Here is a 24514-nt window from a genome sequence, read left to right on the forward strand (position 1 = left end):
TCTCCTCGCTTGAACTTAGATAACGCGTTGCAACGTTTTCAGAAGCGTATCGGGATTAAAAGGCTTAACAATCCAGCCTGTTGCTCCTGCAGATTTACCCATACTCTTTTTCTCTGCTGACGTTTCGGTAGTCAGCATCAAAATAGGCGTGAATTTATATTGAGGGACGGCACGAACTTGGCGTACGAACTCAAGTCCATCCATGTTGGGCATATTCACGTCAGAAATAATGACGTCATATTGGCCTGTTTTAGCTTTTGAAAGTGCTTCAGCGCCGTCGTTTGCAGTTTCTACCTGATAACCCGCTTCTTTGAGCGTATGACTAACCATTTGACGAATTGAAACAGAATCATCTGCCGCTAATATTTTTCGCATACTGTCACCCTGATTGAACTACCCGAAAACCGTTCGAAAACTATTCAGTAAAATTGTCTAAACCTAGCGGCTTAACCAATCCCAATGTCTTAGCTGCCCCCACCAATTCAGCGGATGCGCCTTCCCACTTCCATACAATGGATTGGTTTTGGCACAAAAACTTGGCAGTCAATAAAAGCTGCAGTCCTGGTGCATCAACACGAGACACTTCGCTGCCATCAACGAGCAAGCTATCAGACTGCCCTAACTCGACCTGCAGGCGATCTTTCAACCCCATCACCTGCGTAATGTCCAATTGTTCTCCCAATGAGAAACCCATCGCAGAATTCCTTCCTGTACCTATTGAAGAATGTCAGAAATATTTATGTCTCTGTAAGTGTAGCAATAATGCGAAAAATGAAAGTTTTTTAGTCACTAAGATTTAATTAGAGACAGATTGTGTGGTTTTTTTGACATATCACGCACAAAAAGCAGGCTTATCACGATGAGAATTAGGAAGATGTTTGTGTTCGTCATGAAAATGCAGACGAGAAACCGCGTTATTGAGGTTTAAGGAAATGAAGTGTGTTCAAAGAAAAAGCAGCATGGTCGGATTATCGGCAAATCAAGCAAAAAAGCAGCAGTCAGACAATTTTGATGCAAATTATTTTGACAAGAACGCGCCTCTCCTATTTAATAGCGCTCGTTGCCTCGATAGCTCAGTCGGTAGAGCAGGGGATTGAAAATCCCCGTGTCGGTGGTTCGATTCCGCCTCGAGGCACCATCTTTTTGTTAACGCTGTTAGCGGTAACGAGGAAATGGTCTTCAATAAGAAGCAACGTTTCCAAAGTTTGTGTGCCGGCTTAGCTCAGTTGGTAGAGCAACTGACTTGTAATCAGTAGGTCACCAGTTCGACTCCGGTAGCCGGCACCATCTTTACGAGAGCCTCGTCTAAGGACGAGGCTTTTTCGTATCTGCAATATGGCAAAACGCTTTGCTATCCTATCGCAAACCATTCTGCTCATAGAAATGACGAGGCTATGTCCATCAGCCTCACCATCTCGGAGCAACTACCTACACTTTATTCAGCCCCATCAGTCAAACAAGCTATTGAGCCATCCCACAGGATCCGGTTTTTCGCAGCGCTCACGCCAATGTCCTTTTGGATCCCACATCGGTAGTTTCTGCTGACTAAAGCAATCCGTGAGAAATTGCCCTTCTTTAACTTGGTAAGGAACACTGGTGACTGCTGAAGGCCAGTTAAGTGTGAGTTTTTCTGGCTGTCTGGCTTTGATGTAATCCGCATAAACACGTAATGCCCCAGACGAACCGGTGAGCTTAGTGGGTTTATTGTCATCACGGCCTAGCCATACTGTCACGACTTCACGTCCATCGATCCCAACATACCAACTGTCTCTGTTGTTATCCGTCGTGCCGGTTTTACCTGCTAGCGATGCCCACGCAAACGAAGGGTTGAGGTAACGCGCGGTTCCCTCTTTCACCACATTCTTCATGGCATACACGGTGAGCCAACTGGCTTGCTCTGACACCGTTTGGCTTGCCTTGGGCCAATTGCGGTAAAGCACTTGCCCTTCGCGAGTGACCACGGCACGCAGCGCCGTTAATTCAGCTTTGCGCCCACCACTGCCTAGTGTTTGGAACATTTGCGTGACCTCCATTGGTGTTAGGGTAAATGCCCCTAGAAGCAGCGACGGCACACGGGTGATCTGATCGGGGTCCACACCCAAATCATCAAATGTCGAAATGACATTATCGAGCCCGATCGCTAAACCTAAATTCACCGTTGGAATATTGTAAGAGTGCGCCAATGCTTTAAGCAGCGGCACCTGCCCTCTGTATTTCCTGTCGTAGTTTCTCGGTCTCCACTCACTGCCTTGATCGCCTTTCAGCACCAAAGGCTTGTCGTCCAGTGGCGTAGCGAGGTTGTATTTCTCTGGTTGTAACAGCGCCGCTAAAAACACGGCGGGTTTTGACAGGGAGCCAATTTGTCGGCTGCCGTTCAAAGCGCGGTTAAATCCGGCATAGCCTGGGCGACTTCCTCCGACCATAGCGCGGATCTCTCCGCTTTTACGGTCGGCGATCACCACCGCGACTTCCAATTCATTCCCCGCTGTTTTCTTCAGCGCCTTCACTTTGTTAACGACCGTCTTTTCAATCAAAGACTGAGACAAAGGATCTAGGGTACTGAATACACGTAGGCCGCTTTCAGGATTGAACTGATTACCAACACGCTCTCGGATCTCTCGAGTCAGCTGCTCGAAATAAGCCGGTTGACGACTATTGAGGCTTGGTGATTTTTGCACATCCAACGGACGTGCTGCCGCTTGTGCATACTGGCTTGCCGTTAGTTCGCCACCCTCCATCATCAGGCGTAGTATCAAATCTCGACGCGTTTGTGCGCGCTCAGGGTAGCGCCAAGGGTTGTAATACGACGGGCCTTTGACAATGCCCACCAGCATGGCTAATTGATCAATGCGAAGCTCTTCAATCGGACGACCAAAATACAGTCGCGCGCCCAAAGGGAAGCCGTGCACTGCCTGTCCGCGAGCCTGACCCAAATACACTTCATTTAGGTAAGCCTCGAGAATACGGTCTTTGCTGTAACGGTAATCGAGAATTATCGCGATATACGCTTCCTGTACTTTTCGCCATAAGGTGCGGTCGCGGGTAAGAAATAAGTTCTTGGCGAGCTGCTGCGTGAGGGTTGAGCCACCTTGAACGGTTCGACCGGCTTTGAGATTCACAATCATGGCGCGTGCAATCGCCAGCGGAGCGACGCCATCATGATGATAGAAATCGCGATCTTCCGTGGTCAGCAGCGCATCAACCAAAAACTCAGGATATCGCTCACGCGGGAGGAAGATACGCTGCTCATCGGTGTTGGATTCCATCATGCCGAGCAATTTAGGTTCTATCCGCAAATAGCCGCGCTGCTTGCCGCTATCCAGTTGTTTGATGGCGGTGACACCTTCAGAGCCAAATGTCAGCATCACATGCTGCGCTCCTTCGGGGCCATCTTCGAAATCAAACGGGCGACGGATCAACTCGACACGCGTTTTGGAAGCGGAGTACTCACCCGCACGCTTGGGTGAACGCACCTTGTTGTAATTTAGCAGGTCGAGCTCGCGCTTTAACGTCGTGATGTCCACAGCATCGCCAGGTGCGAGGTGCAAAACGCGCCCATATACCACAGCGGGAAGTTGCCAGATCTGACCATCAAAGCGGTCGCGGATTTTCCCATCGAGGTAAATCCCTAGAATCACGAGCGCGGCAATGCCGACAAGGGACAGCTTCATGCCTAATAGCAGCAGCTTTTTCCCCCAGCCTTTCTTCTGTGGCGCTTTCTTCTTTTTCGCGGCAGACGTGGATGGCTTACGTGCGCGGCTTGGCGTTTTCTTGGGTGTTGGTTTAGTCATGAATGTGTGGGTTACGCGTCCGGTTTAAAATGTCGTTTAGTCAATGTCGTCGGCTGATGATTTGCTGGATCATCTGGCCACACATGCTTCGGGTATCGGCCTTTCATTTCTTTTTGCACTTCACGGTATGAACCTTGCCAAAAACCAGCCAGATCTTGCGTGATCTGAAGGGGTCGCTTGGCAGGGCTGAGCAACTCCACCAGCAAGGTGACGTTACCGTCCGCAATACTCGGTGACTGCGCTTGCCCATACATTTCCTGCATACGCACCGCGAGCGCTGGTTTTTGGTCGACTTGATATCGAATAGAGTAACGAGACCCTGTAGGCACTTGATAGGTTTCTGGCAGCAAACGATTTAGCTCTTTGGTGGTGGCCCAGCCAAACCAGGCTTCCAGTGCACTAAAGGTATCGACGCTTTGTAAACCTTTCATTGATTTCACACCGACCATAAACGGTGCAAGCCATTCGTCTAGTGCAGCAAGTACGCTTTCATCATCAAGTGCGGGCAGGCTGACTGGCAGTTGCCATGCTATAGCGCAACGAGCGCGAACCAATAAGCTTTCCGCTTTTTTCGGTAACGCCAAACGGGCGATACCCTTTCGCTTTATCGCTTGCAGCAACGCTTGCGTCATCATCTCTTCATTTCGCTGAGTGATGGGCTTACGCGACAGTACTATCTCTCCGCAGCGCAATTGCGTTTCCGCGATCAGCGCGCCTTTCTTATCGTCCCAGTCTACCCATTCTCGTTCAGAAAACAGTGAGGGTAGTAGGGTTTGCAGCGAGGTAAAGTCTGCACGACAGGCGGTGAAGATACGACTGTCACCTTGTGACACGCTCATCAAGTCCACTGCGATTAGGGCGTCTTCACCCGACAACGGATGGTCAGCATCTACCTGCGCGCCGTGGCCGTTACTTAATAAGAAGCGACCATCATTACCGCGAGATTTCGCCACGCGATCAGGCCATGCTGATGCCGCCAATGCGGGAAGGAAATCGGCACTAATGTCATTGGTTAGCGCTACGCCAAGACGTTGAGCAAGCTGACTGGCTCTTTGCCTATGCGGCCCTTTTTGCGTCGCTATCATGGAGAGCTGCAAACGTAAGTCAGGCTCACGTGAACTGCGACGGGGTTCTTCTGCCCATGCTGCCAACCAACAAGCGGTAGACAGTGCGCGATCACCCATGGCTTTCGCCTCATGGAGCATGGCGCCTATTCTGGCATCCGTGCCAATGGCGACCACCTGTTGGCCTTTCGCCGTCAACGCAGCGTTTGCGTCTAAAACACCTAATTGCTCTAACAGCCTAATGGCTTGTTGCCAATGCGGCGTTGGAGGAAGGTCAAGCCATTGCAAATCTTCTGCGCGACAGCCCCACTGCACCACTTCAAGCACGAGCTGCATTAAATCGCTGGTGACGATTTCTGGGTCCGGAACTGCGCGCATACGTTGAAACGTATCTTCACTATATAGACGCAAACAGATCCCTTCAGATAATCGCCCTGCTCGCCCCATGCGTTGAATGGCTGAAGAGCGGGCAATTTGAACGGTTTCTAACTTAGTAATCCCTGACTTTCGGTTAAACCTCGCCACACGCTCTATACCCGAATCCACCACTAGGCGGATGCCTTCGATAGTCAAACTGGTTTCTGCAATGTTGGTTGCTAGCACGACTTTGCGTTTACCGCTGGGTGCGGGTGCAATCGCCTCTTGCTGTTCTTTGGCAGAGAGCTGCCCAAACAAGGAACACACCATCACGTCGCTTGGCACTTTGTCGGCTAGCGCCATCGCAGTACGATGAATTTCGCCAGCGCCCGGCAGAAAAACCAACGCCGAACCGTCTTCATTTTCCATCAACTTTGCCACGGCACTGGCTATCGCATTTTCATAACCATATTGTTTTGCGATCGGCTGATAGCGAGCTTCAACTGGAAAGCTTCGTCCGTCCGATGTCACTAACGCCGCATCGGGCAGCAGTTCCGTCAATGCATCACTATCGAGGGTGGCAGACATCACCAGTACTGTGAGGTCATCCCGTAAGCCTGCTTGCACGTCTAACGACAATGCCAACGCAAGATCCGCGTGTAAGCTTCGTTCATGAAATTCATCAAAGATCACCAAATCAACACCTGATAGCTCGGGATCAGATTGGATCATTTTTGTCAGCACGCCTTCGGTGACAATCTCAATACGCGTTTTGTCACTTACCTGTGTTTCCCCGCGTACACGTAAACCAACCGTCTCTCCCACTCGCTCACCGCGCTGTCCTGCCAGAAAACGAGCAATGTTACGGGCAGCCAAACGACGAGGCTCAAGCAAAATAATTTTCCCGTCGAAGGCCTGTCGCTCTAGCAACACCGATGGGAGGCGCGTTGACTTACCTGCACCAGGAGGCGCTTTAAGAATGACCTGAGAATGGGAATGCAAAGCAGATATCACGTCGTCAAGGACGCTATCGATGGGGAGCTGTGACAAATTTAATGCCTTTATGTCAGAATTACCTGCAGAGTATACCCGAGTAACACCAAGATGCATGTTACGGACATCTGAACATGTACGACAAACGGCGGATAGCAAACAGACACTGTTAATTGCCTGATTCGTTGGACATTATAACGCCACATTGCGTTATTCATTCTCACGCCAAGGACACTCATGAAGTTTGACCCTGCTTTACAACCCGCAACTTTGCTTCGTCGCTACAAACGTTTTCTGGCAGACATTAAACTTCCGGATGGCTCCGAACGTACTATTCACTGTGCCAATACCGGTGCGATGACAGGCTGCGCGACGCCCGGAGACACGGTGTGGTATTCCACATCGAATAATGCCAAACGAAAATACCCCAACAGTTGGGAACTGACCGAAACTCAGTCTGGTCATATGATTTGTGTGAACACGGCGCAGGCGAACCGTTTGGTGGTTGAGGCTATCGAAGCAGGAGTGGTGAAGGAGCTTCAGGGTTATCCTACGCTTCGAACCGAAGTACCTTATGGCGAGGAAAAAAGTCGCATCGACATTTTGCTGCAATCACCTTCAAAAGAAGACTGCTATATAGAGGTAAAAAGCGCGACGCTACTTGGTGACGAAAATCAGGGCTATTTTCCAGATACGGTCACCACGCGAGGTCAGAAGCACCTCAGAGAATTAGCGACGTTGGCGCAGCAAGGCAAGCGCGCAGTGCTCTTTTTTGCCGTCTTGCATTCTGGCATTGAAAAGGTTTCCCCAGCAAAACATATAGATGAGGTCTATAATCAGTTACTTATAGAAGCCGAGCAACTTGGTGTCGAAGTGATGTGTTACCAAGCCTCGCTCTCATCCGCGCTGATGAGCATAAAAAATAGGGTCCCGTTCTCCCAGTATTGAGAAAAAATGTAGACATCTTCACACTGGGATGACAAGAGGCAAAAACAAAGATTGCCTCGATATAGGGTTTCTGATATAGATACCGCCCTCTTTTGACCAAGCAGGTCAGGGTGTATTTAGGAGAACGCTTAATGCCAGAAAGCAAAGTTAAAAAATCGCTGGGCATCCTGGCTACGGCTGGGTTAGAACCTTACCAAGAGAAGGCCGGCGAGGAATACATGAATGATCAGCAAGTTGATCATTTCCGTAAAATCCTCCAAGCATGGTGTAACCAGCTAAGAGAAGAAGTTGACCGTACTGTGCACCACATGCAAGACGAAGCAGCTAACTTCCCTGATCCTGTCGACCGTGCAGCCCAAGAAGAAGAGTTCAGCCTTGAACTACGCAACCGAGACCGCGAGCGTAAGCTGATCAAAAAGATTTCCAAAACATTGCAACGTCTGGAAGACGACGATTTCGGCTTCTGCGATTCATGTGGTGTAGAGATTGGCGTTCGTCGCCTTGAAGCTCGCCCAACCGCAGATATGTGTATCGATTGCAAAACTTTGGCAGAAATCAAAGAGAGGCAAATGGCAGGCTAAGCCTTCCGCCTCATCGAGATTAATGGCAAAAAGGGAGCGGATGCTCCCTTTTTCCTTTTTCATAACAGGCAACATGACCATGCATTACGTCGGGCGATTTGCTCCCTCTCCATCAGGCCCACTTCACTTTGGTTCTCTTGTCGCTGCGCTTGGCAGTTATTTGCAGGCTCGCGCTAACCAAGGACATTGGCTAGTGCGGATTGAAGACATCGATCCACCACGTGAAGTTGAAGGCTCGGCTGACGCCATTCTCCGTACCTTAGACGCTTATGGCCTGCATTGGGATGGTGACGTGCTATACCAGCACACGCGATATGATGCTTACCAAGCACACATTGACTCTTGGCTAAGCAATGGCAATGCGTATCTCTGCCAATGTACACGACGCCAAATCAAAGATGCGGGGGGGATTTACCCCGGAACGTGTCGTCACCGTGAATTGGAACGTGAACAATCCGCAGTGCGCGTTTGCATCGACAATCCCGTTAATGAGTTTGTCGATATTAAACATGGCGTGATGCCACTCGACACTGCCATGGCTGCGGAAGACTTCATTATCAAACGTCGCGACGGCCTATTTGCTTACAACCTCGCGGTGGTACTTGATGATATTTATCAAGGCGTAACCGAAGTCGTAAGAGGTGCTGACCTGATTGAGCCGACAGGCAGACAAGTTTCTCTTTATCAGAAACTCGGCGCATCCGCTGTCAGTTATTTGCATTTGCCACTTGCACTCAACGCTGACGGTAATAAGCTTTCTAAACAAAACCACGCGCCAGCCATCGACAATGCGAATCCGGGACCTGCTTTAGAGGCTGCATTAGCCTTTTTAGGTCACCCTACTCCAAAGGATTTATGCGGAGCTAGCGTCGAAGAATTATTGCTTTGGGGCGCACAAAATTGGCATGTTAATAAATTGCCGAACGACACAGAAGTGATTACAGCTTTCTAAAATACGAGGGCGTGATATATCATATGCCGTCGTTTTTATGACCCGACCTGTCAAATACGAGGTGAGTTATCTTTAATCGAGTTACCAGCTTTTGCCGTAAGGTGTTGAATCGCGATAATAAAACGCGCGAGGTCACAGACCTGAAGCTAGAAGTTATTCCTCGCCAAGAGCACGGTATATCAAGAAAAGATATCAGCGAAAATGCGCTGAAAGTGCTCTACCGCCTGAATAAGGCGGGGTTTGAGGCGTACCTTGTTGGCGGCGGCGTGCGTGATTTAATGCTAAACACGCAACCCAAAGACTTTGATATTGCCACCAATGCGACCCCAGATGAGGTGCGTAAGCTTTTCCGCAACTGTCGTTTGGTGGGCCGTCGATTCCGTCTGGCGCATATCTTATTCGGACGTGATGTTATTGAGGTGGCAACGTTCCGTGGACACCACGGCAGCGAAGCCAGTGAAAAGAACGCCAGCAGCCAATCCAACGATGGCATGCTATTGCGTGATAACGTCTATGGCACGATAGATGAAGATGCAGAACGCCGCGATTTCACGGTGAATGCGCTTTATTACAATATCGATGATTTCTCAGTGCGCGACTATGCCGGTGGTGTTGAAGACCTCAACAACCGTGTGATTCGCCTGATTGGCGATCCTGAAACGCGCTACCGTGAAGATCCAGTGCGTATGCTGCGAGCGGTGCGTTTTGCAGCCAAACTGGACATGACAGTGAATGATGCAACGGCAGCGCCTATTCCAGCGTTGGCCCATTTGCTGCGTGATATTCCCGCTGCACGCTTGTTTGAAGAAAGCCTAAAGCTGCTTCAGTCTGGCCATGGTTTGCAAACCTACAAACTGCTGCGTGATTTCGATTTGTTCACGCCACTGTTTCCTATCTTGGCTGAACACTTCACCGAAGATCGAAACAGCAAGAGCGAGCAAATGCTTGAGCTTGTGTTGCGTTCGACCGATGAGCGCGTCGCCACTGAGCAGCGTATCAACCCGGCCTTTATGTTTGCCGCGATGTTATGGTACCCACTGGAAACCCGCGCTGAAGAAATCGCGTTTGAAAGCGGCTTAAGCTATTACGATGCCTTTATGGTTGCTGCTAACGATATGCTGGATGAGCAGGTGAAAACCATTGCGATCCCTCGTCGTTTTACCGCCATGATTCGTGATATCTGGCAACTGCAGCTTCGCCTAAGTCGTCGCTCTGGTACTCGCGCCTACAAACTGTTGGAACAACAAAAGTTCCGCGCTGCATTTGATTTCCTTGAAATGCGTGGCGAAGTGGAAGGCGGCCAGTTAAAAGAGTTGGCGCAATGGTGGGATGACTTCCAAAAAGCAGACCGTGATAGCCGCAACGATATGGTGCAGGTGCTAAACAAAGCCAGCTCGGCCAAAAAACTACGCCGTCGCCGCAAAACTAAACCGCGACGTCGCAAGCCGAACCCTGAATCATGATCCGTGCTTACATTGCGATAGGCAGTAACCTTGGCAATCCGGTAGAAAAAGCACAAAATGCTATCAAAGCATTGGCGCAACTACCGGATAGCCGATGGGTGATTTGTTCATCGCTATACAGCAGTAAGCCTATGGGCCCCGCCGACCAACCCGATTACGTGAACGCTGTTGCGGCAATTGACACCGCACTACTTCCGTTAGATCTTCTTGCTCATACTCAGCGTATCGAGTTGGAATTTGGTCGAGAGCGCAAAGATGAGCGCTGGGGGCCACGAACACTAGATCTGGATATCCTCTTATATGGTGATCTCCAGCTAGAAAGTGAACGGTTAACCGTTCCACACTACGGGATGAAGGAACGAGAATTCGTACTTTACCCTCTCGCCGAAATTGCCCCTGACTTGCACCTGCCTGATGGCAGTGCTGTCGCTGATTTGGTCGCCGTCACGGATAAGAACGGTTTGACCAGTATCGCGTAAGCACAAAAGCCTCAGCAATCAACATCAATAGCAAGCAGGGTTTGGGAGACGATATGAAAAAAATTACGATAAATACCTTAATGGCATGGAAGCAAGAAGGGCGTAAATTTGCCACTGCAACAGCTTACGATGCTAGCTTTGCCCAACTCTTTGAATCACAAGAAATGCCACTGCTGCTGGTCGGTGACTCTCTAGGCATGGTTCTACAGGGTAAAAGTGACACCCTGTCTGTGTCTGTCGACGAAATCGCCTATCACACGCGCAGCGTGCGTGCAGGAAGCCCTAACTGCCTGTTGATGGCTGACATGCCATTTATGTCATACGCCACGCCAGAACAAGCCTGTGAAAACGCAGCAGTACTGGTGAAAGCGGGTGCCAACATGGTGAAATTGGAAGGCGGCGCATGGCTCGCTGATACCGTGACCAAGTTGACGCAACGCGCTGTACCTGTCTGTGCTCACCTTGGCTTAACACCTCAGTCAGTGAATATTTTTGGCGGTTTTAAAATTCAAGGTCGTAGCGAAGAGCAAGCAGAGCAAATGCTCCAAGATGCTCTCACCCTTGAAGCAGCGGGTGCACAAATCATTTTGCTTGAGTGCGTACCCAAGGCCCTTGCTGCACGCATTACAGACGCACTTCGTGTGCCAGTTATTGGTATTGGTGCAGGAAATGCCACTGACGGGCAAATCCTCGTCATGCATGACATGTTTGGTATTTCTGCTAACTACATTCCACGCTTTTCCAAAAACTACCTCGCGAGCACTGGCGACATGCGTCAGGCTGTTGCGCGATATATCGAAGAAGTTGCAACTGGCGAGTTTCCTGGCCCAGAGCAGACGTTTAATTAAGGAATGCTGAATATATGCAAGTGATCGCTGATATTGCCCCGCTACGAGATCAGATCCTTCAATGGCGTCGCGAAGGGCAGCGAATTGCATTCGTCCCAACCATGGGCCACCTTCACGATGGCCACCTAACCTTGGTTCGACGAGCGCGTGAAAACGCCGATGTTGTCGTCGTTAGCATTTTCGTTAATCCAATGCAGTTTGAGAAAAGCGACGATTTAGTGGCTTACCCGCGCACATTGGAAGAAGACACCGCCAAACTCCAAGCTGAAGCGATTGATTTACTCTTCACACCAAGTGCCGAGGTCATGTACCCGCAAGGTATGGATAATCACGTTTCGGTTGAAGTGCCTACCCTGTCAAACATTCTTGAAGGTGCTTCTCGTCCCGGTCACTTCAAAGGCGTCGCAACCGTCGTCAGCAAGCTGTTCAATATTGTTCAGCCTGATGTCGCGCTATTTGGCGAGAAAGACTTCCAGCAGCTTGCTGTGATCAACAAGATGGTCACAGACTTAGCGCTGCCGATTACCATCATTCCTGTTGCCACGGTTCGAGAAATGGACGGCCTTGCCATGAGCAGCCGCAACTCTCGTCTTACTGTAGACGAGCGTCAACGTGCGCCAGTACTAGCAAAAACCCTGCGTTGGATCAGCAGCCAGATGCGAGGTGGTCGTAGCGACTACAGTGAGCTCGTCCTTGATGGCAACGACCAACTTAGAGCTGCTGGGCTTGAGCCTGACGAGATTTTCATTCGTGATGCTCTCTCACTGCAGCCAATTACTGAGCACACATCAAAGGCGGTTATCCTTGCTTCTGTGAAGCTAGGTCAGGTTCGTTTGATTGATAACTTAGTGGTTGAACTCACCGTTGCGACGGTAGAAGACAACAGCGAAGAGTAATTCCCCTAAGCGGCTCAATGCTAGCTTTGGTTATAAATAAAAAAACCGCCATTGGCGGTTTTTTTGTGTTTGAAAGGGTTTGTTTCTAACGAGGAGAACCCTGTTGTTAGGTTCTCAACCCAATGCCGCGGCTGATCAGATACCAAGCAATAGAATACAGCGCCACAATAAATACGATAAGCACGGAGAATGAAGTCACAATGCTGACGTCCGATACGCCAAGGAAGCCATAGCGGAAGGCATTCACCATGTACACGATTGGATTGAGCTTCGACACACCCTGCCAAAACTCAGGCAACAGAGACAGCGAATAAAATACGCCACCAAGGTAGGTCAACGGCGTCAGGATAAACGTTGGAATAATACTGATGTCATCGAACGTTTTCGCGTACACCGCATTGATCAACCCGCCAAGAGAAAACACTATCGACGTGAGCAACACCGTCGCGACAATCACCCCAAGGTGTGCGATGTGCAAATCGACGAAGAACATTGAAACAACCGATACAATCAGTCCCACCGCTAAACCGCGGCTCACACCACCACCAACATAACCCGCAATGATGATGTAGTTAGGAACAGGCGCCACCATAAGTTCTTCAATATTTCTCTGCATCTTGGTGCTAAAAAACGAAGAAGCAACGTTCGAATACGAGTTGGTGATCACCGACATCATGATCAACCCAGGCACAATGTAAGCCATGTAGCTAAAGCCGCCCATTTCACCAATACGGCTACCAATAAGGTTACCGAAAATAACGAAATACAGTGTCATGGTGATCGCAGGTGGTACGAGGGTTTGCACCCAAATACGGCTGTATCGCGTAATCTCTTTGATCAACAGGCTCTTAAAGGCGACCCAGTAAGCTTTGTTCATGCTGATGCCTCCTCGCTGTTACGCACCAAATTCACGAAAAGTTCTTCCAAACGGTTCGCTTTATTTCGCATGGAAAGCACTTGGATACCTTGCTCTGACAACTGCGCAAACACAGTATTCAAACCCGTCGTTTTGTGAACTTCAACTTCTAAGGTGTGGTCATCAACCTGATGCCATTGCACGTTTTCAAGCTGGGTTACTTGGCTGTCTGGCGCGAGGTCTAACACGAAGGTTTCCACATCCAGTTTTTTCAGGAGCGCCTTCATCGACGTGTCTTCCACCAACTCGCCACGGTTGATGATGCCGATGTTTCGACACAGCATTTCCGCTTCTTCGAGGTAGTGAGTGGTCAAAATAATGGTGATACCCTGCTCATTGATGCCTTTCAAAAACGTCCACATAGAACGACGTAATTCAATATCAACGCCTGCCGTTGGCTCATCAAGAATAAGAAGTCTAGGTTCGTGCATCAAGGCACGAGCAATCATCAAACGACGCTTCATTCCGCCAGAAAGTGTACGAGAAGGCTCATCTCGCTTCTCCCACAAATCCAGCAGCGACAAGTACTTTTTCGCACGGACTTTGGCTTCCGCACGCTCAACCCCATAGTAACCCGCTTGGTTTAGCAGAATTTGCTCAACTTTTTCATATTGGTTGAAGTTGAATTCTTGCGGCACGAGACCCAGTTGTTTTTTGGCTTCAACCAGATCGGTGTCGATGTCGTAGCCAAAAATCTTCACCTTGCCCGACGTCTTATTCACTAACGAGCTGATGATACCGATGGTGGTAGATTTTCCTGCGCCGTTCGGGCCAAGCAAGGCATAGAAATCGCCTTGCTGCACTGAAAGGGAAACCCCTTTCAGTGCTTTAACATCTGTGCCATATACTTTGACCAGATTCTCGATTTCGATTGCTTTCATAATTCCCAAAATGTGTTTTAAGGCATTACTTCAGTAAGCCTTTTCGCTGCATGCAATGCATCATAACGCGACTCGAAGACATGAGGATCACTGATCCAATCTCCGACATGAAGTCTTTCTAATTGTTCGGTGGTTTGCTGATGAGGGCATAACAAGAAGACAGTACAGTTCGCTTCTCGCGCATCTTTAATGGCATTTTCAAGAGCCAACCCTACGGTCATATCGATGAGCGGTACGTCGCTCAAATCTAAAATCATGACTCGGTATTCGCCGATCCTCGCATGTTGACGAGAGATGGCTTTCGATACACTAAAGATCATCGGGCCTGACAAGTAGAAAAACAACACCTTTCCATCAGAACTATCTAATAAAACACGCTCTTCTTCGGAAAGAGGCACATCATCATCGTCAGCATCACTGATGGCTTTCACTTGCTTGGCTTGTTCGCGACTCAATCGCTCAATCACAACAATGTTAGAGATAAACACCCCAAGGCCCACAGCAACAATCAGATCCACAAACACCGTCAACGCCATCACACCATACATAATGGCAGTTTGATGCAAGCTAACCTTGTGAGCCCGCTGCAAGAAGCTCCAATCTAGAATGTTGATACCCACGTACAAGGCAATACCGGCCAGCACGGCCATTGGAATAGGCTCAGTCAAAAAGCCAGCGACCAACACCACGGCAGCCAAAATCAAGGCTCGAACAATCCCTGCTAGCGGCGAACGTGCGCCGACTTGCACATTGACCACGGTGCCCATGGTTGCCCCCGCACCAGGCAGAGCGCCAAACAGACCCGAAATCATGTTTGCAATGCCTTGGCCTCGCAACTCTTTGTCAGAGTTATGCTCTTCACGCGTGAGTGAGTCGGCGATAACCGCCGTCAGCAATGTATCAATACACCCCAGCGTTCCCAACACCAGCGCATCAATCACCATGGTGGTCAGCATTTCTGGCGTAAAGGTTGGCATGACAATAGATGGCAGCCCCGTAGGGATTTCGCCAATTCGGCGGATGCTATCTAAGTCAAAAATCATCAGTGAGAGTAAGGTCACTGATACCAATGCCACTAATTGTGCGGGAATGTATCGACGGTATTTTTTGGGGAAGTAGAACAATATTACCAGCGTCAACACGCCAAGAAACAGTTCTTTGAAGCTAAGATTACTCAGTGTCTCAGGAAAGGCTTGGAGTGTTCCGATGACGCCGCCAGCAGGCGCGGGGTGGCCCATGAGCGGACTGATTTGCAGTAAGATTAAGATAACACCAATACCGGACATAAAGCCGGATATCACGCTGTAAGGCATGAGGGTGACGTATTTACCTAGCTTAAGCGTGCCCAAAAGAACCTGAAATGCCCCTGCCATCATGACCACGGTGAATCCCATGGCAACACCGGTTTCTGGGTACCGTACCACCATCGCGGTCAATATGGCCGTCATGATCACTGTCATTGGGCCGGTTGGCTCAGAGATAAGGGTTGATGAGCCGCCAAACAAGGCCGCAAACAAACCAACGAGAATTGCGCCCCACAAACCCGCTTCAGCGCCAGCGCCTGAAGCAACACCAAAGGCAAGCGCGAGTGGTAATGAAATGATTGCGGTCGTCACGCCGCCAAAAACGTCGCCTTTCAGGCTCCATTGTTTGAACCGGTTAAAATTCACAACTTGCTCCCTTTATTACTTCCTTGATCGGCAAGCCACCGAATTGCGGCGCTAGTATACCGATGAAAAGCATCCATAGGCATCAGTTATACCAATCCACATGCTGGTAGGAGGAGCTAATATGTTGAGTAGAAAGTGTTAAATTGTATCTAAATATGATCTTTACTGGTGTATAGTGACGCGCGAAGTCAGTCTTGGGGGGCAATATGGCACAAATTAAGCAACTCTTTGCGAATAACCTGAAGTGGTCAAAAACCATCAAGGAAGACAACTCTGTCTACTTTGCAGATCTTGCAAAATCCCAGCATCCGGAATATCTCTGGATTGGTTGTTCCGACAGCCGTGTTCCTGCAGAGCGACTGACGGGGCTAGATTCTGGCGAGCTATTCGTTCACAGAAACGTGGCAAACCAAGTGATCCATACGGATCTCAATTGCCTGTCTGTTGTTCAATATGCTGTGGATGTTCTTCAAGTCAAACACATCATCATTTGTGGCCACTATCGTTGTGGTGGTGTCCATGCCTCCATCGAAAATCTTGATCTCGGCCTTATTAACAACTGGCTACTTCACATTCGCGATTTATATCGCAAACACAGTAGTTACCTCAGCCCGCTTAGTATTGAAGAGCAAGGCAACATACTTTGCGAAATCAATGTTGCTGAACAGGTGTACAACCTTGGCAGCTCCACCATCCTAAGAAATGCGTGGGCACGTGGTCAGGATATTAAAGTACACGGTTGGTTCTACGACATTAGCGATGGTGTATTGAAAGACCTTGGCATGACGGCCAATAGCTTAGAAAGTTTGGAATCCGGTTATACCAATGCGATGTCCAAATACGAATAATACTTGGACACGCTGCGCAAACATAAAAAAAGCGACCATCTTGGTCGCTTTTTTTCACGGCAACATTGTCAGTGAAATTCCCTACCTAAGCACTCAGCACCTGAAGCTAGGGTTCAATGACACACCAGAATTAGTCTTCTAGCGGTACCACTTTGCCAATGAATGGCAGGTGACGATACTTCTGCGCGTAATCGATACCCACACCCACAACAAACTCGTCAGGGATTTTAAAACCATACCAATCAACAGGAACGTCAACTTCTCGACGCTCAGGTTTGTCTAGCAAAGTACAAATACGGATAGAGTTAGGCTCTCGCAGCGACAAAATCTCGCGCACTTTGTCTAACGTATTGCCGGTATCGATGATGTCTTCAACGAGCAGGATGTCTTTGCCTTTGATGTCATCATCCAGATCTTTCAGGATACGCACATCTCGGCTGCTTTCCATCGTATTGCCGTAGCTTGATGCAGTCATAAAGTCGACAGCGTGTGGCAAGTCAATGGCGCGACAAAGGTCAGCCATAAACACAAATGAGCCACGCAATAGGCCAACCATGACCAGATCATTGGAGTCTTTGTAATGCTCTGTGATTTCAGCGCCCAACACTTTTACGCGTTGTTGTACTTCTTGCTCTGAAATCATCACTTCTACGGTATGTTTCATTATCAACCTCGACGGTATTTCCGTCTAACTACCTGTGTAAATGAGGTCGAACATTCTACCACTGTGCAAACTCAACGCCTACTCTCGATACACGTCAAAATTTCGACGCTTTGTTCCCGCTCTTCGTTGTTCTGCAACCAGTTGCTGTTGTACACTTTGCAAGCGGTTGTTAAATATCACATTAAATTCATACAACCGCTGCAACATACAAACATTATTAGCAAATTAAAGTTGGCAGGAATCAGAATGGCTACATCAAGTGGACGCACACGAACCCGATTGTCGCCAGAGCAGAGGAAGGAACAACTGCTCGGCTATGCGCTCGAGGTGTTTTCTAAACGAGGAATAGGACGTGCAGGGCATGCAGACATCGCTGATATGGCAAACGTCTCCGTTGCCACCGTATTTAACTATTTCTCCACTCGAGAAGAGTTGGTTGATGTTGTACTAAACCAAGCAGAAAAAGAGTTTCATCAACTCATCTCCCAAAACCTAGCACTCGGGAACGGTGAAGCACATGCATCCTTGTCTCATGTTGCATCAGCATTAATCAATGCAGCATTGGAAGACAAAGAGTGGCTAAAGGTCTGGTTTGAATGGAGCACATCTATTCGCGAAGATATCTGGCCTAACTTTGTTAAAGGGAAGAATGTCGTTCTCGATCAGTACGCGAGTTTGTTCGAGCAAAATGATGCATTGGTAGCAAACCGAGACCCGATGGAACTGGCTCGTATGTTCGACGGCGTTTGTTACATTCTTTATCTACAAGCTCACCAACAACCCGATAAAGACGCGCTGACAAGCCAAGCTCAAGGCTATATCGATATGCTCTGCAGTAAGTAGCTAAGAATAAATAAAAAAACCGGCGATACGCCGGTTTTTTTATGCCTGAACAAAAGCGATGTACCACTACCATTAACTCACTGACAGGCAAACAACACAGGCGAATGGGGTCTAATTTCAAGGTTCACCGCATCACCAACATTGAGTAGCTGGTTAGAGTACACCATCAAGGTTTGCTCGTTGATTTCCACCAAGTAGCGACTGCTATCCCCCATGAACTGCGCATCAGTCACTGTACCCTGACCTGCCACGTCAGGCTCTAAAGTCAGGTTTTGAGGACGGATCAGCCACTCCAATGCAGCAGCATTGTCGGTGTGTTCAACGGGCCATTCGCCTAGCGGCGTGCTCATGGTGTTGTCGTTGTTTACTGAAGCTGGCACGTAGGAACCATGCCCAAGAAAATCAGCGACAAAACGACTGCTTGGCTGATAATACAAGGTCGTTGCATGCCCATATTGCTCGATCACACCATGGTTCATGACTGCTAGCTTATCCGCAAATGCAAAAGCCTCTTCACGACTGTGAGTCACAAAAATAGCGGTGACGCCCTGCTCTTTGAATATCTTTCGAATTTCCTTTATCAAGCTGTGGCGAACTTGCGTATCAATATTGGAGAAAGGCTCATCCAATAACAGAAGATCGGGTTTACACGCCAACGCACGAGCAATCGCGACTCGCTGTTGCTGCCCTCCCGATAACTGATGCGGGTAGCGGCCTTCCAAACCATCAAGTTTCACTAGCGCGAGCATTTCATTCACTCGTGCGACCACGCTCGCTTTGTCCCAGCCCGTCAGACCAAATGAAACATTTTCACCGACGGTAAGATGTGGAAACAGTGCGTAGTCTTGGAAAATCATACCCACGTTGCGGTGCTCGGGTGGCATGTTAAATGCCTCGTCGACAATCTTGCGACCATTGATATTCATCTTGCCGCTATCAAGTGGCAACAGGCCAGCAATCGCTTTTAGCAAGGTCGTTTTACCGCAGCCACTGGCTCCAAGAAGGCAGACAATTTCGCCTTTCTCAACATGTAACGACAGGTCACTAAGCACTGCTTGGCCGTTGTAACGACAAACTAGATCACTAACGGTAAGCGCTTCACTCATGAGTGGCTTTGCTCCAAAGAACGATTAATCATAATAAGTGGGATAAGCCCAACAACGACCAACAATATAGCAGGCAAGGCGGCGTATTCCAGATGCTCATCAGACGCATAGTTAAAAACGTAAGTCGCCAACGTCTCGAAGTTAAACGGGCGCAGTAACAAGGCCGCATTAAGCTCTTTCATCGATTCGATAAACACAAGCAGCATCGCTATCAAGCAGCCACGTCGAATCAAAGGCAATTGCACGCGTTTAATGATGCTCTTGGCATTACATCCCATGGTGCGCGCCGCCATATCCAATGACGGTGATACCTTCGCAAGGCTCGATTCAACGCTACCAATCGCAACCGCACTAAAACGCACAACAAATGCGGTCAGCAGAGCAAACATGGTGCCTGAGAACAGCAACCCTGGCCTGCCCCAATCCATGGCTTTGGCAACGTCATTGATGGCGTGATCAATGCTCGTCAAAGAAATCAGTACGCCAATCGCCAGCACAGTGCCCGGCACGGCATAGCCTAATGAGGAGATTCGCATCGGTACGTTACTGGCTGGCGAGGCAGAAAAGCGGCGATAAAAGTTCACCAAGAGCGCAATTATCAACGCAACAACCGCAGCAATTGATGACACATAGAGGCTATTAAAACTGTACTGGATAAAGTCTTCAATCGAACTCGACGAGTGATAATCCCAAGCATAAATCAGCAATTGGCCTAGCGGTGCGAGAAAGGCAATAGCAAATAGCCCCCAGCACCAAAAAGTAGCTAGCGCTTTGAGTTTCCCATTTAACGGTGCTTTGGCGATTTTGTCTGCGCTAACGTTTTGGCTAAAGAGTTTTTGTTTACGACGACTGTATCGCTCGCTGCTAATGAGCAGGAATATCACCACCAGCATAATCGCGGAAATCTTTGCTGCCGCATTCAAATTGGAGTAGCCGAGCCAAGTATCATAGACCGCAGTCGTTAGTGTGCTAACCGCGAAATAGTTCACGGTACCAAAGTCACCCAAGGCTTCCATGGCGACCAATGAGGCACCGACAGCAATTGCAGGGCGCGCCAATGGAAGAGAAATACGCAGGAAGCTTTGTAATGGAGAGCATCCCATCAATCGCGCCGATTGAGTGAGCGTTAGGCTTTGCTCCATAAATGCAGCACGGGCAAGCAGGTAAATATAGGGATGGAGCACCAACGCCAACACAAAGCATGCGCCGGGTAAGGTTCTCAAATCAGGAAACCAATATTGCGCAGCGCTCGTCCAGCCAGTCACATCACGGAGAAATAACTGAATAGGTCCGGCATAGTCGAACCAGTCAGTATAGATATATCCAACGATATATCCGGGCATCGCCAGCGGTAAAACCAGCGCCCACTGCAACCAACGGTCACCAGGAATTGAGTAATTGGCCATGAGCCAAGCAGAAGGGATCCCCATCAGCAGGGACAAAAAGACGGTGCCAACTACCAGCAGGATAGTATTTAACGTGTACGCTCCCATCACCGTAGACATCAGGTGACCGAACACATCATCACTCTCACCAAAAGCGGTAGAGAAGATCGCTAAAATCGGCAAAACCAGCAGCAGGGAAAATACCCAACTACTGGTTTTCAAAAATCGGTTCTGTTCTAACATTGCCTACTACATCATGGCGTCAGATAGCATAAGGGGGAATCAAATTCCCCCTTACTATTACAGAATGAAGCGATTACAGATCGAACTTCACTTCATCAAGCAACTTCATTGCTTTGGTGTGATTTTCTGCAATAGTTTCTAGCGGCAAATCGTCCGCAGTGTACTCACCCCAAGAAGCCACTAGCTCAGAGCGTGCAACACCCGGCTTAACTGGTTCTTCGAAGTTCACTTCCGCATACATTTGCTGTGCTACGTCTGACGTCAAAAACTCCATCAGTTTTTGCGCGTTGTCTTTATTCGGCGCGTATTTCGCCATTGCCATACCGCTAATGTTTACGTGAGTACCGTTGGCATTTTTGCCTGGGTAGTTCAGGTATACGCTGTCAGCCCATGTTTTTTGCTCTTCATCTGCCAGCATTTTACCAAGGTAGTAGCTGTTGCCCAGCGACACATCACATAGACCTTCAGAGATAGCTTTCACTTGGCCACGGTCATTGCCTTGCGGCTTACGTGCTAGGTTAGCTTTTACGCCTTCCAACCAAGTTTTCGCTTCTGCTTCACCGTGGTTAGCGATAACGGCAGAAACTAACGATACATTGTACGGATGCTTACCAGAGCGTGTACAGATTTTTCCTTTCCACTCAGGCTTTGCAAGATCCATGTAATCAAAATCATCGCCCAATTGGCCAACACGATCACGTGAAGAATATACAGAGCGAGAGCGAGTCGTCAGTGCGACCCAACGGTCTTCACTGTCGCGATATTGTGAAGGAACGTTCTCTTCAATGATTTTGCTATCAACTGACTGAACCAAATCTTTGTTAACCAGTTCCATCAGGCGAGAGATATCAACCGTTAGCAGAACGTCTGCTGGGCTGTATTCACCTTCTTGTTCGACCTTTTCTGCCATGCCTTTTTTCGCAAACTTCACGTTTACTTTAATGCCGGTTTCTTTGGTGAACTCGTTTAGCATCGGTTCAATCAAAAATGGCTGACGGTAAGAGTACACGTTGACTTCTTCCGCAGCATTCGCAGCACCACTAGTACCCACAATCCCTAGCACCAAAGCAGATGCTGACAACAACTTTTTCATGTTTTTCCTTCCTAAACCGAAACTGTAATGAGAACGTTTATCAGTATCGTTAGTATACATGTTACCAATCCGTAATCAACAGCATGCTTTCGCTAAGAAAGAAAAAAGCCCCGCATCTTGTCGATGTGGGGCTTTTACGAATATGAAATTTGTAACAGGTTATGTCACATTATCTCGAAGCGTATTATTTCACGCTAACAAACTCTGGGTAAGCGTCTACACCACAGTCGTGGAAGTCCATACCTTCTAGCTCTTCTTCTTCAGTTACGCGAATGCCGATAGTCGCTTTCAGAGCGCCCCAAACAACAAAGCTTGCACCGAATACCCAAGCAAAGATAACCGCAGCACCGAATAGCTGCGCACCAAACGAGGCATCTGCATTGCTAAATGGTACGGCCAACAGACCAAACAAACCACACGTACCGTGTACTGAAATCGCGCCAACTGGATCATCGACTTTCAGTTTATCCAGACCGACGATGCTGATAACAACCAATGCTCCCGACAAACCGCCAATCACTAGTGCAGCAACTGGAGACGGAGACAGCGGATCAGCCGTGATAGCAACCAAGCCTGCCAACGCACCGTTGAGAACCATTGTCAGGTCAGCTTTGCCCCATGCGACTTTACATACACCCAGTGCCACTAGCGCACCCGCTGCCGCTGCCGCATTGGTGTTCAAGAAAATCTCGCCCACTGCCGTTGCGTTTTCAAAGTCTGACACCATCAACTGCGAGCCACCGTTGAAACCAAACCAACCGAACCAAAGGATAAATGTACCCAAAGTTGCTAGCGGCATGTTTGAGCCTGGAATTGGGTAGATTTGACCGTTTTTACCGTATTTGCCTTTACGAGCACCCAGCAGTAATACGCCAGCAAGTGCAGCGGCTGCGCCAGCCATGTGAACGATACCTGAGCCCGCAAAGTCGCTAAAGCCCGCTTCTGATAGGAAGCCGCCGCCCCATGTCCAGTAACCTTCAACAGGGTAAATGAACGCGGTCAGTACCACAGAGAATGCGAGGAAAGCCCAAAGCTTCATACGCTCTGCAACCGCACCAGACACAACAGACATGGCTGTTGCTACGAAGACAACTTGGAAGAAGAAGTCAGAAGCTAGAGAGTGATCCGCGCCTTCGCTTTGTGTGCCAATCAAGAACCCTAGAGATGGCAACCAGCCAGCCTCAGCGTTATCGACGTACATGATGTTGTAGCCCACTAGCAAGTAAGTCGTACAAGCAATGGCATACAAACAAATGTTTTTAGTCAGAATTTCAGTGGTGTTTTTTGAACGAACCAAGCCCGCTTCTAACATGGCAAAGCCCGCGGCCATCCACATTACCAGTGCACCTGAAATCAAAAAGAAAAATGTATCGAGTGCGTATCGCAACTCTGTCACAGTGGTTGTTAGTTCCATTTTAAATTCTCCCTTAACCCTTAAATTGCTTCCGCGTCCATCTCGCCAGTACGAATACGCACCGCTTGCTGGAGGTCGTACACAAAAATCTTTCCGTCGCCAATCTTGCCGGTCTGCGCCGCCTTGCTGATTGCTTCAATGATCTCATCCACATTTTCACTGTGAGCTGCGATTTCCAATTTCACCTTTGGCAAAAAATCGACTTGATATTCTGCACCGCGATATAATTCTGTGTGGCCTTTCTGACGACCAAAGCCCTTGACCTCTGACACTGTCATACCGTCCACGCCTACGTCGGCGAGCGCTTCTCGCACGTCATCGAGCTTAAATGGCTTGATAATCGCATTGATAAGTTTCATTCCTGTCTCCTTGAACCAAAAATAAGATGTTCTGCACAAGGAGTAACAAATCACGTGCCAAGTTTTATTACACTTAAATATCAATAGTTTATATAAAGACTGGAATGTGGGGAGATTTTAACGCACCAAATTAGTGCGCAGGATTCACTATTATTAAGCAGAGGGTATGAAGAGATTCCATCATGCACCATTCGGTGGCATACAGAAAAAAAGATAGCGCGTATTAATTGTTGGGCATGCGGCATTCCCTTTCCGCAACCAATTGAAAATAAAAGATAATTATCGACCGTAGCGACGAATAAAGTCTTGCCATGCCTCAAGCAGTATCGCGAGATCTTCTGGCCCACAAAGCGACATGCTTTCTTCTTCGTAAGCGTGTAAGTCGTTTTCTGGCATCTCTTCGTCATACCCTTCAATCAACACATTCGCTTGCACCAGCGCCTCTTCTTGCGTGAGTTGAAGATGGAACACCTTACCCGCTCGATTCCACTCTCCGCCCTGCACCATCACCGCCTGCAAATGGGCAAGAACGTTATCTATTTCAGCATGATCCGTGCCTAACTCATCGATTAGCCAGCGACCGAGTGCTTCATGTCCCATGGGCAGTTCCGCATGGAAACTGTCGTCTAAAGTATTGCGTCGAAATTCATAGTCCACGTGGTATCCTCGATATCACCGCATTGCCAGTCATCAAAAACAGCGACTAAGCTGGCAAGTTAT

23 protein-coding genes and 2 tRNA genes are annotated in these 24514 nt (G+C 48.7%); 11 read left to right on the plus strand and 14 right to left on the minus strand.

Annotation, left to right across the window (positions count from 1 at the left end; all coding sequences use genetic code 11):
- Positions 1 to 15: 15 nt before the first annotated feature.
- Both Q365_RS0109050 and Q365_RS0109055 read right to left on the minus strand, forming a co-directional pair.
- Positions 16 to 375: a response regulator gene (locus tag Q365_RS0109050; RefSeq protein ID WP_028023039.1), complete on the minus strand. Its 360-nt coding sequence runs from the start codon at positions 373 to 375 to the stop codon at positions 16 to 18.
- A 40-nt stretch (positions 376 to 415) separates the two neighbouring features.
- Positions 416 to 694 (minus strand): STAS domain-containing protein, encoded by a 279-nt coding sequence (locus Q365_RS0109055; RefSeq protein WP_028023040.1) that lies wholly within the window; start codon positions 692 to 694, stop codon positions 416 to 418.
- Between the two features lie 368 nt (positions 695 to 1062).
- On the opposite strand from Q365_RS0109055, the gene Q365_RS0109060 reads away from it, so the two are divergent.
- Together Q365_RS0109060 and Q365_RS0109065 are read left to right on the plus strand one after the other, a co-directional pair.
- A tRNA-Phe gene (locus Q365_RS0109060) sits at positions 1063 to 1138 on the plus strand.
- A gap of 73 nt (positions 1139 to 1211) precedes the next feature.
- Positions 1212 to 1287, plus strand: a tRNA-Thr gene (locus Q365_RS0109065).
- A 161-nt stretch (positions 1288 to 1448) separates the two neighbouring features.
- Here the strand turns inward: Q365_RS0109065 and mrcB are convergent.
- Both mrcB and hrpB read right to left on the minus strand, forming a co-directional pair.
- The gene (gene mrcB, locus Q365_RS0109070) at positions 1449 to 3791 is read right to left on the minus strand and encodes a penicillin-binding protein 1B (RefSeq protein ID WP_028023041.1); all 2343 of its coding nucleotides are present in this window, start codon (positions 3789 to 3791) and stop codon (positions 1449 to 1451) included.
- Between the two features lie 11 nt (positions 3792 to 3802).
- Positions 3803 to 6262, minus strand: coding sequence for an ATP-dependent helicase HrpB (hrpB, locus tag Q365_RS0109075; RefSeq protein WP_028023042.1), 2460 nt, complete (start codon positions 6260 to 6262; stop codon positions 3803 to 3805).
- Between the two features lie 180 nt (positions 6263 to 6442).
- Between hrpB and sfsA the strand changes: the two genes are divergently transcribed.
- The 7 genes from sfsA to panC all read left to right on the plus strand — a co-directional run bounded on the left by sfsA (position 6443) and on the right by panC (position 12372).
- Entirely contained in the window at positions 6443 to 7153 is a 711-nt protein-coding gene (sfsA, locus tag Q365_RS0109080; RefSeq protein ID WP_028023043.1) for a DNA/RNA nuclease SfsA, read from the plus strand.
- A gap of 131 nt (positions 7154 to 7284) precedes the next feature.
- A complete protein-coding gene (gene dksA, locus Q365_RS0109085) occupies positions 7285 to 7734 on the plus strand; it encodes an RNA polymerase-binding protein DksA (RefSeq protein ID WP_028023044.1) in 450 nt (149 codons plus the stop codon).
- A 79-nt stretch (positions 7735 to 7813) separates the two neighbouring features.
- Positions 7814 to 8686, plus strand: coding sequence for a tRNA glutamyl-Q(34) synthetase GluQRS (gluQRS, locus tag Q365_RS0109090; RefSeq protein ID WP_028023045.1), 873 nt, complete (start codon positions 7814 to 7816; stop codon positions 8684 to 8686).
- Between the two features lie 68 nt (positions 8687 to 8754).
- Positions 8755 to 10149 carry a polynucleotide adenylyltransferase PcnB gene (gene pcnB / locus Q365_RS0109095; RefSeq protein ID WP_081796215.1) on the plus strand — a complete coding sequence of 465 codons (1395 nt, stop codon included), beginning with the start codon at positions 8755 to 8757 and terminating at the stop codon, positions 10147 to 10149.
- A complete protein-coding gene (gene folK, locus Q365_RS0109100) occupies positions 10146 to 10628 on the plus strand; it encodes a 2-amino-4-hydroxy-6-hydroxymethyldihydropteridine diphosphokinase (protein WP_028023047.1) in 483 nt (160 codons plus the stop codon). Before pcnB ends, folK begins: the two co-directional genes overlap by 4 nt.
- A gap of 53 nt (positions 10629 to 10681) precedes the next feature.
- Complete coding sequence (gene panB, locus Q365_RS0109105; RefSeq protein WP_028023048.1) at positions 10682 to 11476, plus strand: 3-methyl-2-oxobutanoate hydroxymethyltransferase; 795 nt, start codon at positions 10682 to 10684, stop codon at positions 11474 to 11476.
- A 14-nt stretch (positions 11477 to 11490) separates the two neighbouring features.
- Entirely contained in the window at positions 11491 to 12372 is an 882-nt protein-coding gene (panC, locus tag Q365_RS0109110; protein ID WP_028023049.1) for a pantoate--beta-alanine ligase, read from the plus strand.
- A gap of 106 nt (positions 12373 to 12478) precedes the next feature.
- Here the strand turns inward: panC and Q365_RS0109115 are convergent, their stop codons facing one another.
- Genes Q365_RS0109115 through Q365_RS0109125 form a run of 3 tightly spaced genes read right to left on the minus strand, consistent with a single transcriptional unit; the run spans position 12479 to position 15839 of the window.
- Positions 12479 to 13249: an ABC transporter permease gene (locus Q365_RS0109115; RefSeq protein ID WP_028023050.1), complete on the minus strand. Its 771-nt coding sequence runs from the start codon at positions 13247 to 13249 to the stop codon at positions 12479 to 12481.
- Complete coding sequence (locus Q365_RS0109120; protein ID WP_028023051.1) at positions 13246 to 14169, minus strand: ABC transporter ATP-binding protein; 924 nt, start codon at positions 14167 to 14169, stop codon at positions 13246 to 13248. Before Q365_RS0109120 ends, Q365_RS0109115 begins: the two co-directional genes overlap by 4 nt.
- Before the next feature lie 17 nt (positions 14170 to 14186).
- On the minus strand, positions 14187 to 15839 hold the full coding sequence (locus tag Q365_RS0109125) for a SulP family inorganic anion transporter (RefSeq protein WP_028023052.1): 1653 nt from the start codon (positions 15837 to 15839) through the stop codon (positions 14187 to 14189).
- A 206-nt stretch (positions 15840 to 16045) separates the two neighbouring features.
- Between Q365_RS0109125 and can the strand changes: the two genes are divergently transcribed.
- Entirely contained in the window at positions 16046 to 16687 is a 642-nt protein-coding gene (gene can / locus Q365_RS0109130; RefSeq protein ID WP_028023053.1) for a carbonate dehydratase, read from the plus strand.
- Between the two features lie 130 nt (positions 16688 to 16817).
- Here can and hpt read toward each other — a convergent pair whose 3' ends face one another.
- On the minus strand, positions 16818 to 17351 hold the full coding sequence (gene hpt, locus Q365_RS0109135; protein ID WP_028023054.1) for a hypoxanthine phosphoribosyltransferase: 534 nt from the start codon (positions 17349 to 17351) through the stop codon (positions 16818 to 16820).
- Positions 17352 to 17597: 246 nt separating this feature from the next.
- Between hpt and Q365_RS0109140 the strand changes: the two genes are divergently transcribed.
- Entirely contained in the window at positions 17598 to 18194 is a 597-nt protein-coding gene (locus tag Q365_RS0109140; RefSeq protein ID WP_028023055.1) for a TetR/AcrR family transcriptional regulator, read from the plus strand.
- A gap of 77 nt (positions 18195 to 18271) precedes the next feature.
- On the opposite strand, the gene Q365_RS0109145 is transcribed toward Q365_RS0109140, so the two are convergent.
- From Q365_RS0109145 to Q365_RS0109170, 6 genes are all read right to left on the minus strand, one after another.
- Positions 18272 to 19300, minus strand: coding sequence for an ABC transporter ATP-binding protein (locus Q365_RS0109145; RefSeq protein WP_028023056.1), 1029 nt, complete (start codon positions 19298 to 19300; stop codon positions 18272 to 18274).
- Positions 19297 to 20928: an ABC transporter permease gene (locus Q365_RS0109150; protein ID WP_028023057.1), complete on the minus strand. Its 1632-nt coding sequence runs from the start codon at positions 20926 to 20928 to the stop codon at positions 19297 to 19299. Before Q365_RS0109150 ends, Q365_RS0109145 begins: the two co-directional genes overlap by 4 nt.
- Positions 20929 to 21001: 73 nt before the next feature.
- Positions 21002 to 22021, minus strand: a complete 1020-nt coding sequence (locus Q365_RS0109155; protein ID WP_028023058.1) for a Fe(3+) ABC transporter substrate-binding protein — start codon at positions 22019 to 22021, stop codon at positions 21002 to 21004.
- A 184-nt stretch (positions 22022 to 22205) separates the two neighbouring features.
- Positions 22206 to 23435: an ammonium transporter gene (locus tag Q365_RS0109160; RefSeq protein ID WP_028023059.1), complete on the minus strand. Its 1230-nt coding sequence runs from the start codon at positions 23433 to 23435 to the stop codon at positions 22206 to 22208.
- A 20-nt stretch (positions 23436 to 23455) separates the two neighbouring features.
- On the minus strand, positions 23456 to 23794 hold the full coding sequence (gene glnK, locus Q365_RS0109165; protein ID WP_028023060.1) for a P-II family nitrogen regulator: 339 nt from the start codon (positions 23792 to 23794) through the stop codon (positions 23456 to 23458).
- Positions 23795 to 24073: 279 nt separating this feature from the next.
- Entirely contained in the window at positions 24074 to 24451 is a 378-nt protein-coding gene (locus Q365_RS0109170) for a YacL family protein (RefSeq protein WP_028023061.1), read from the minus strand.
- Positions 24452 to 24514: the final 63 nt, after the last annotated feature.

It is taken from the genome of Enterovibrio calviensis DSM 14347 (assembly GCF_000621165.1).
GTDB classification, from domain to species: domain Bacteria; phylum Pseudomonadota; class Gammaproteobacteria; order Enterobacterales; family Vibrionaceae; genus Enterovibrio; species Enterovibrio calviensis.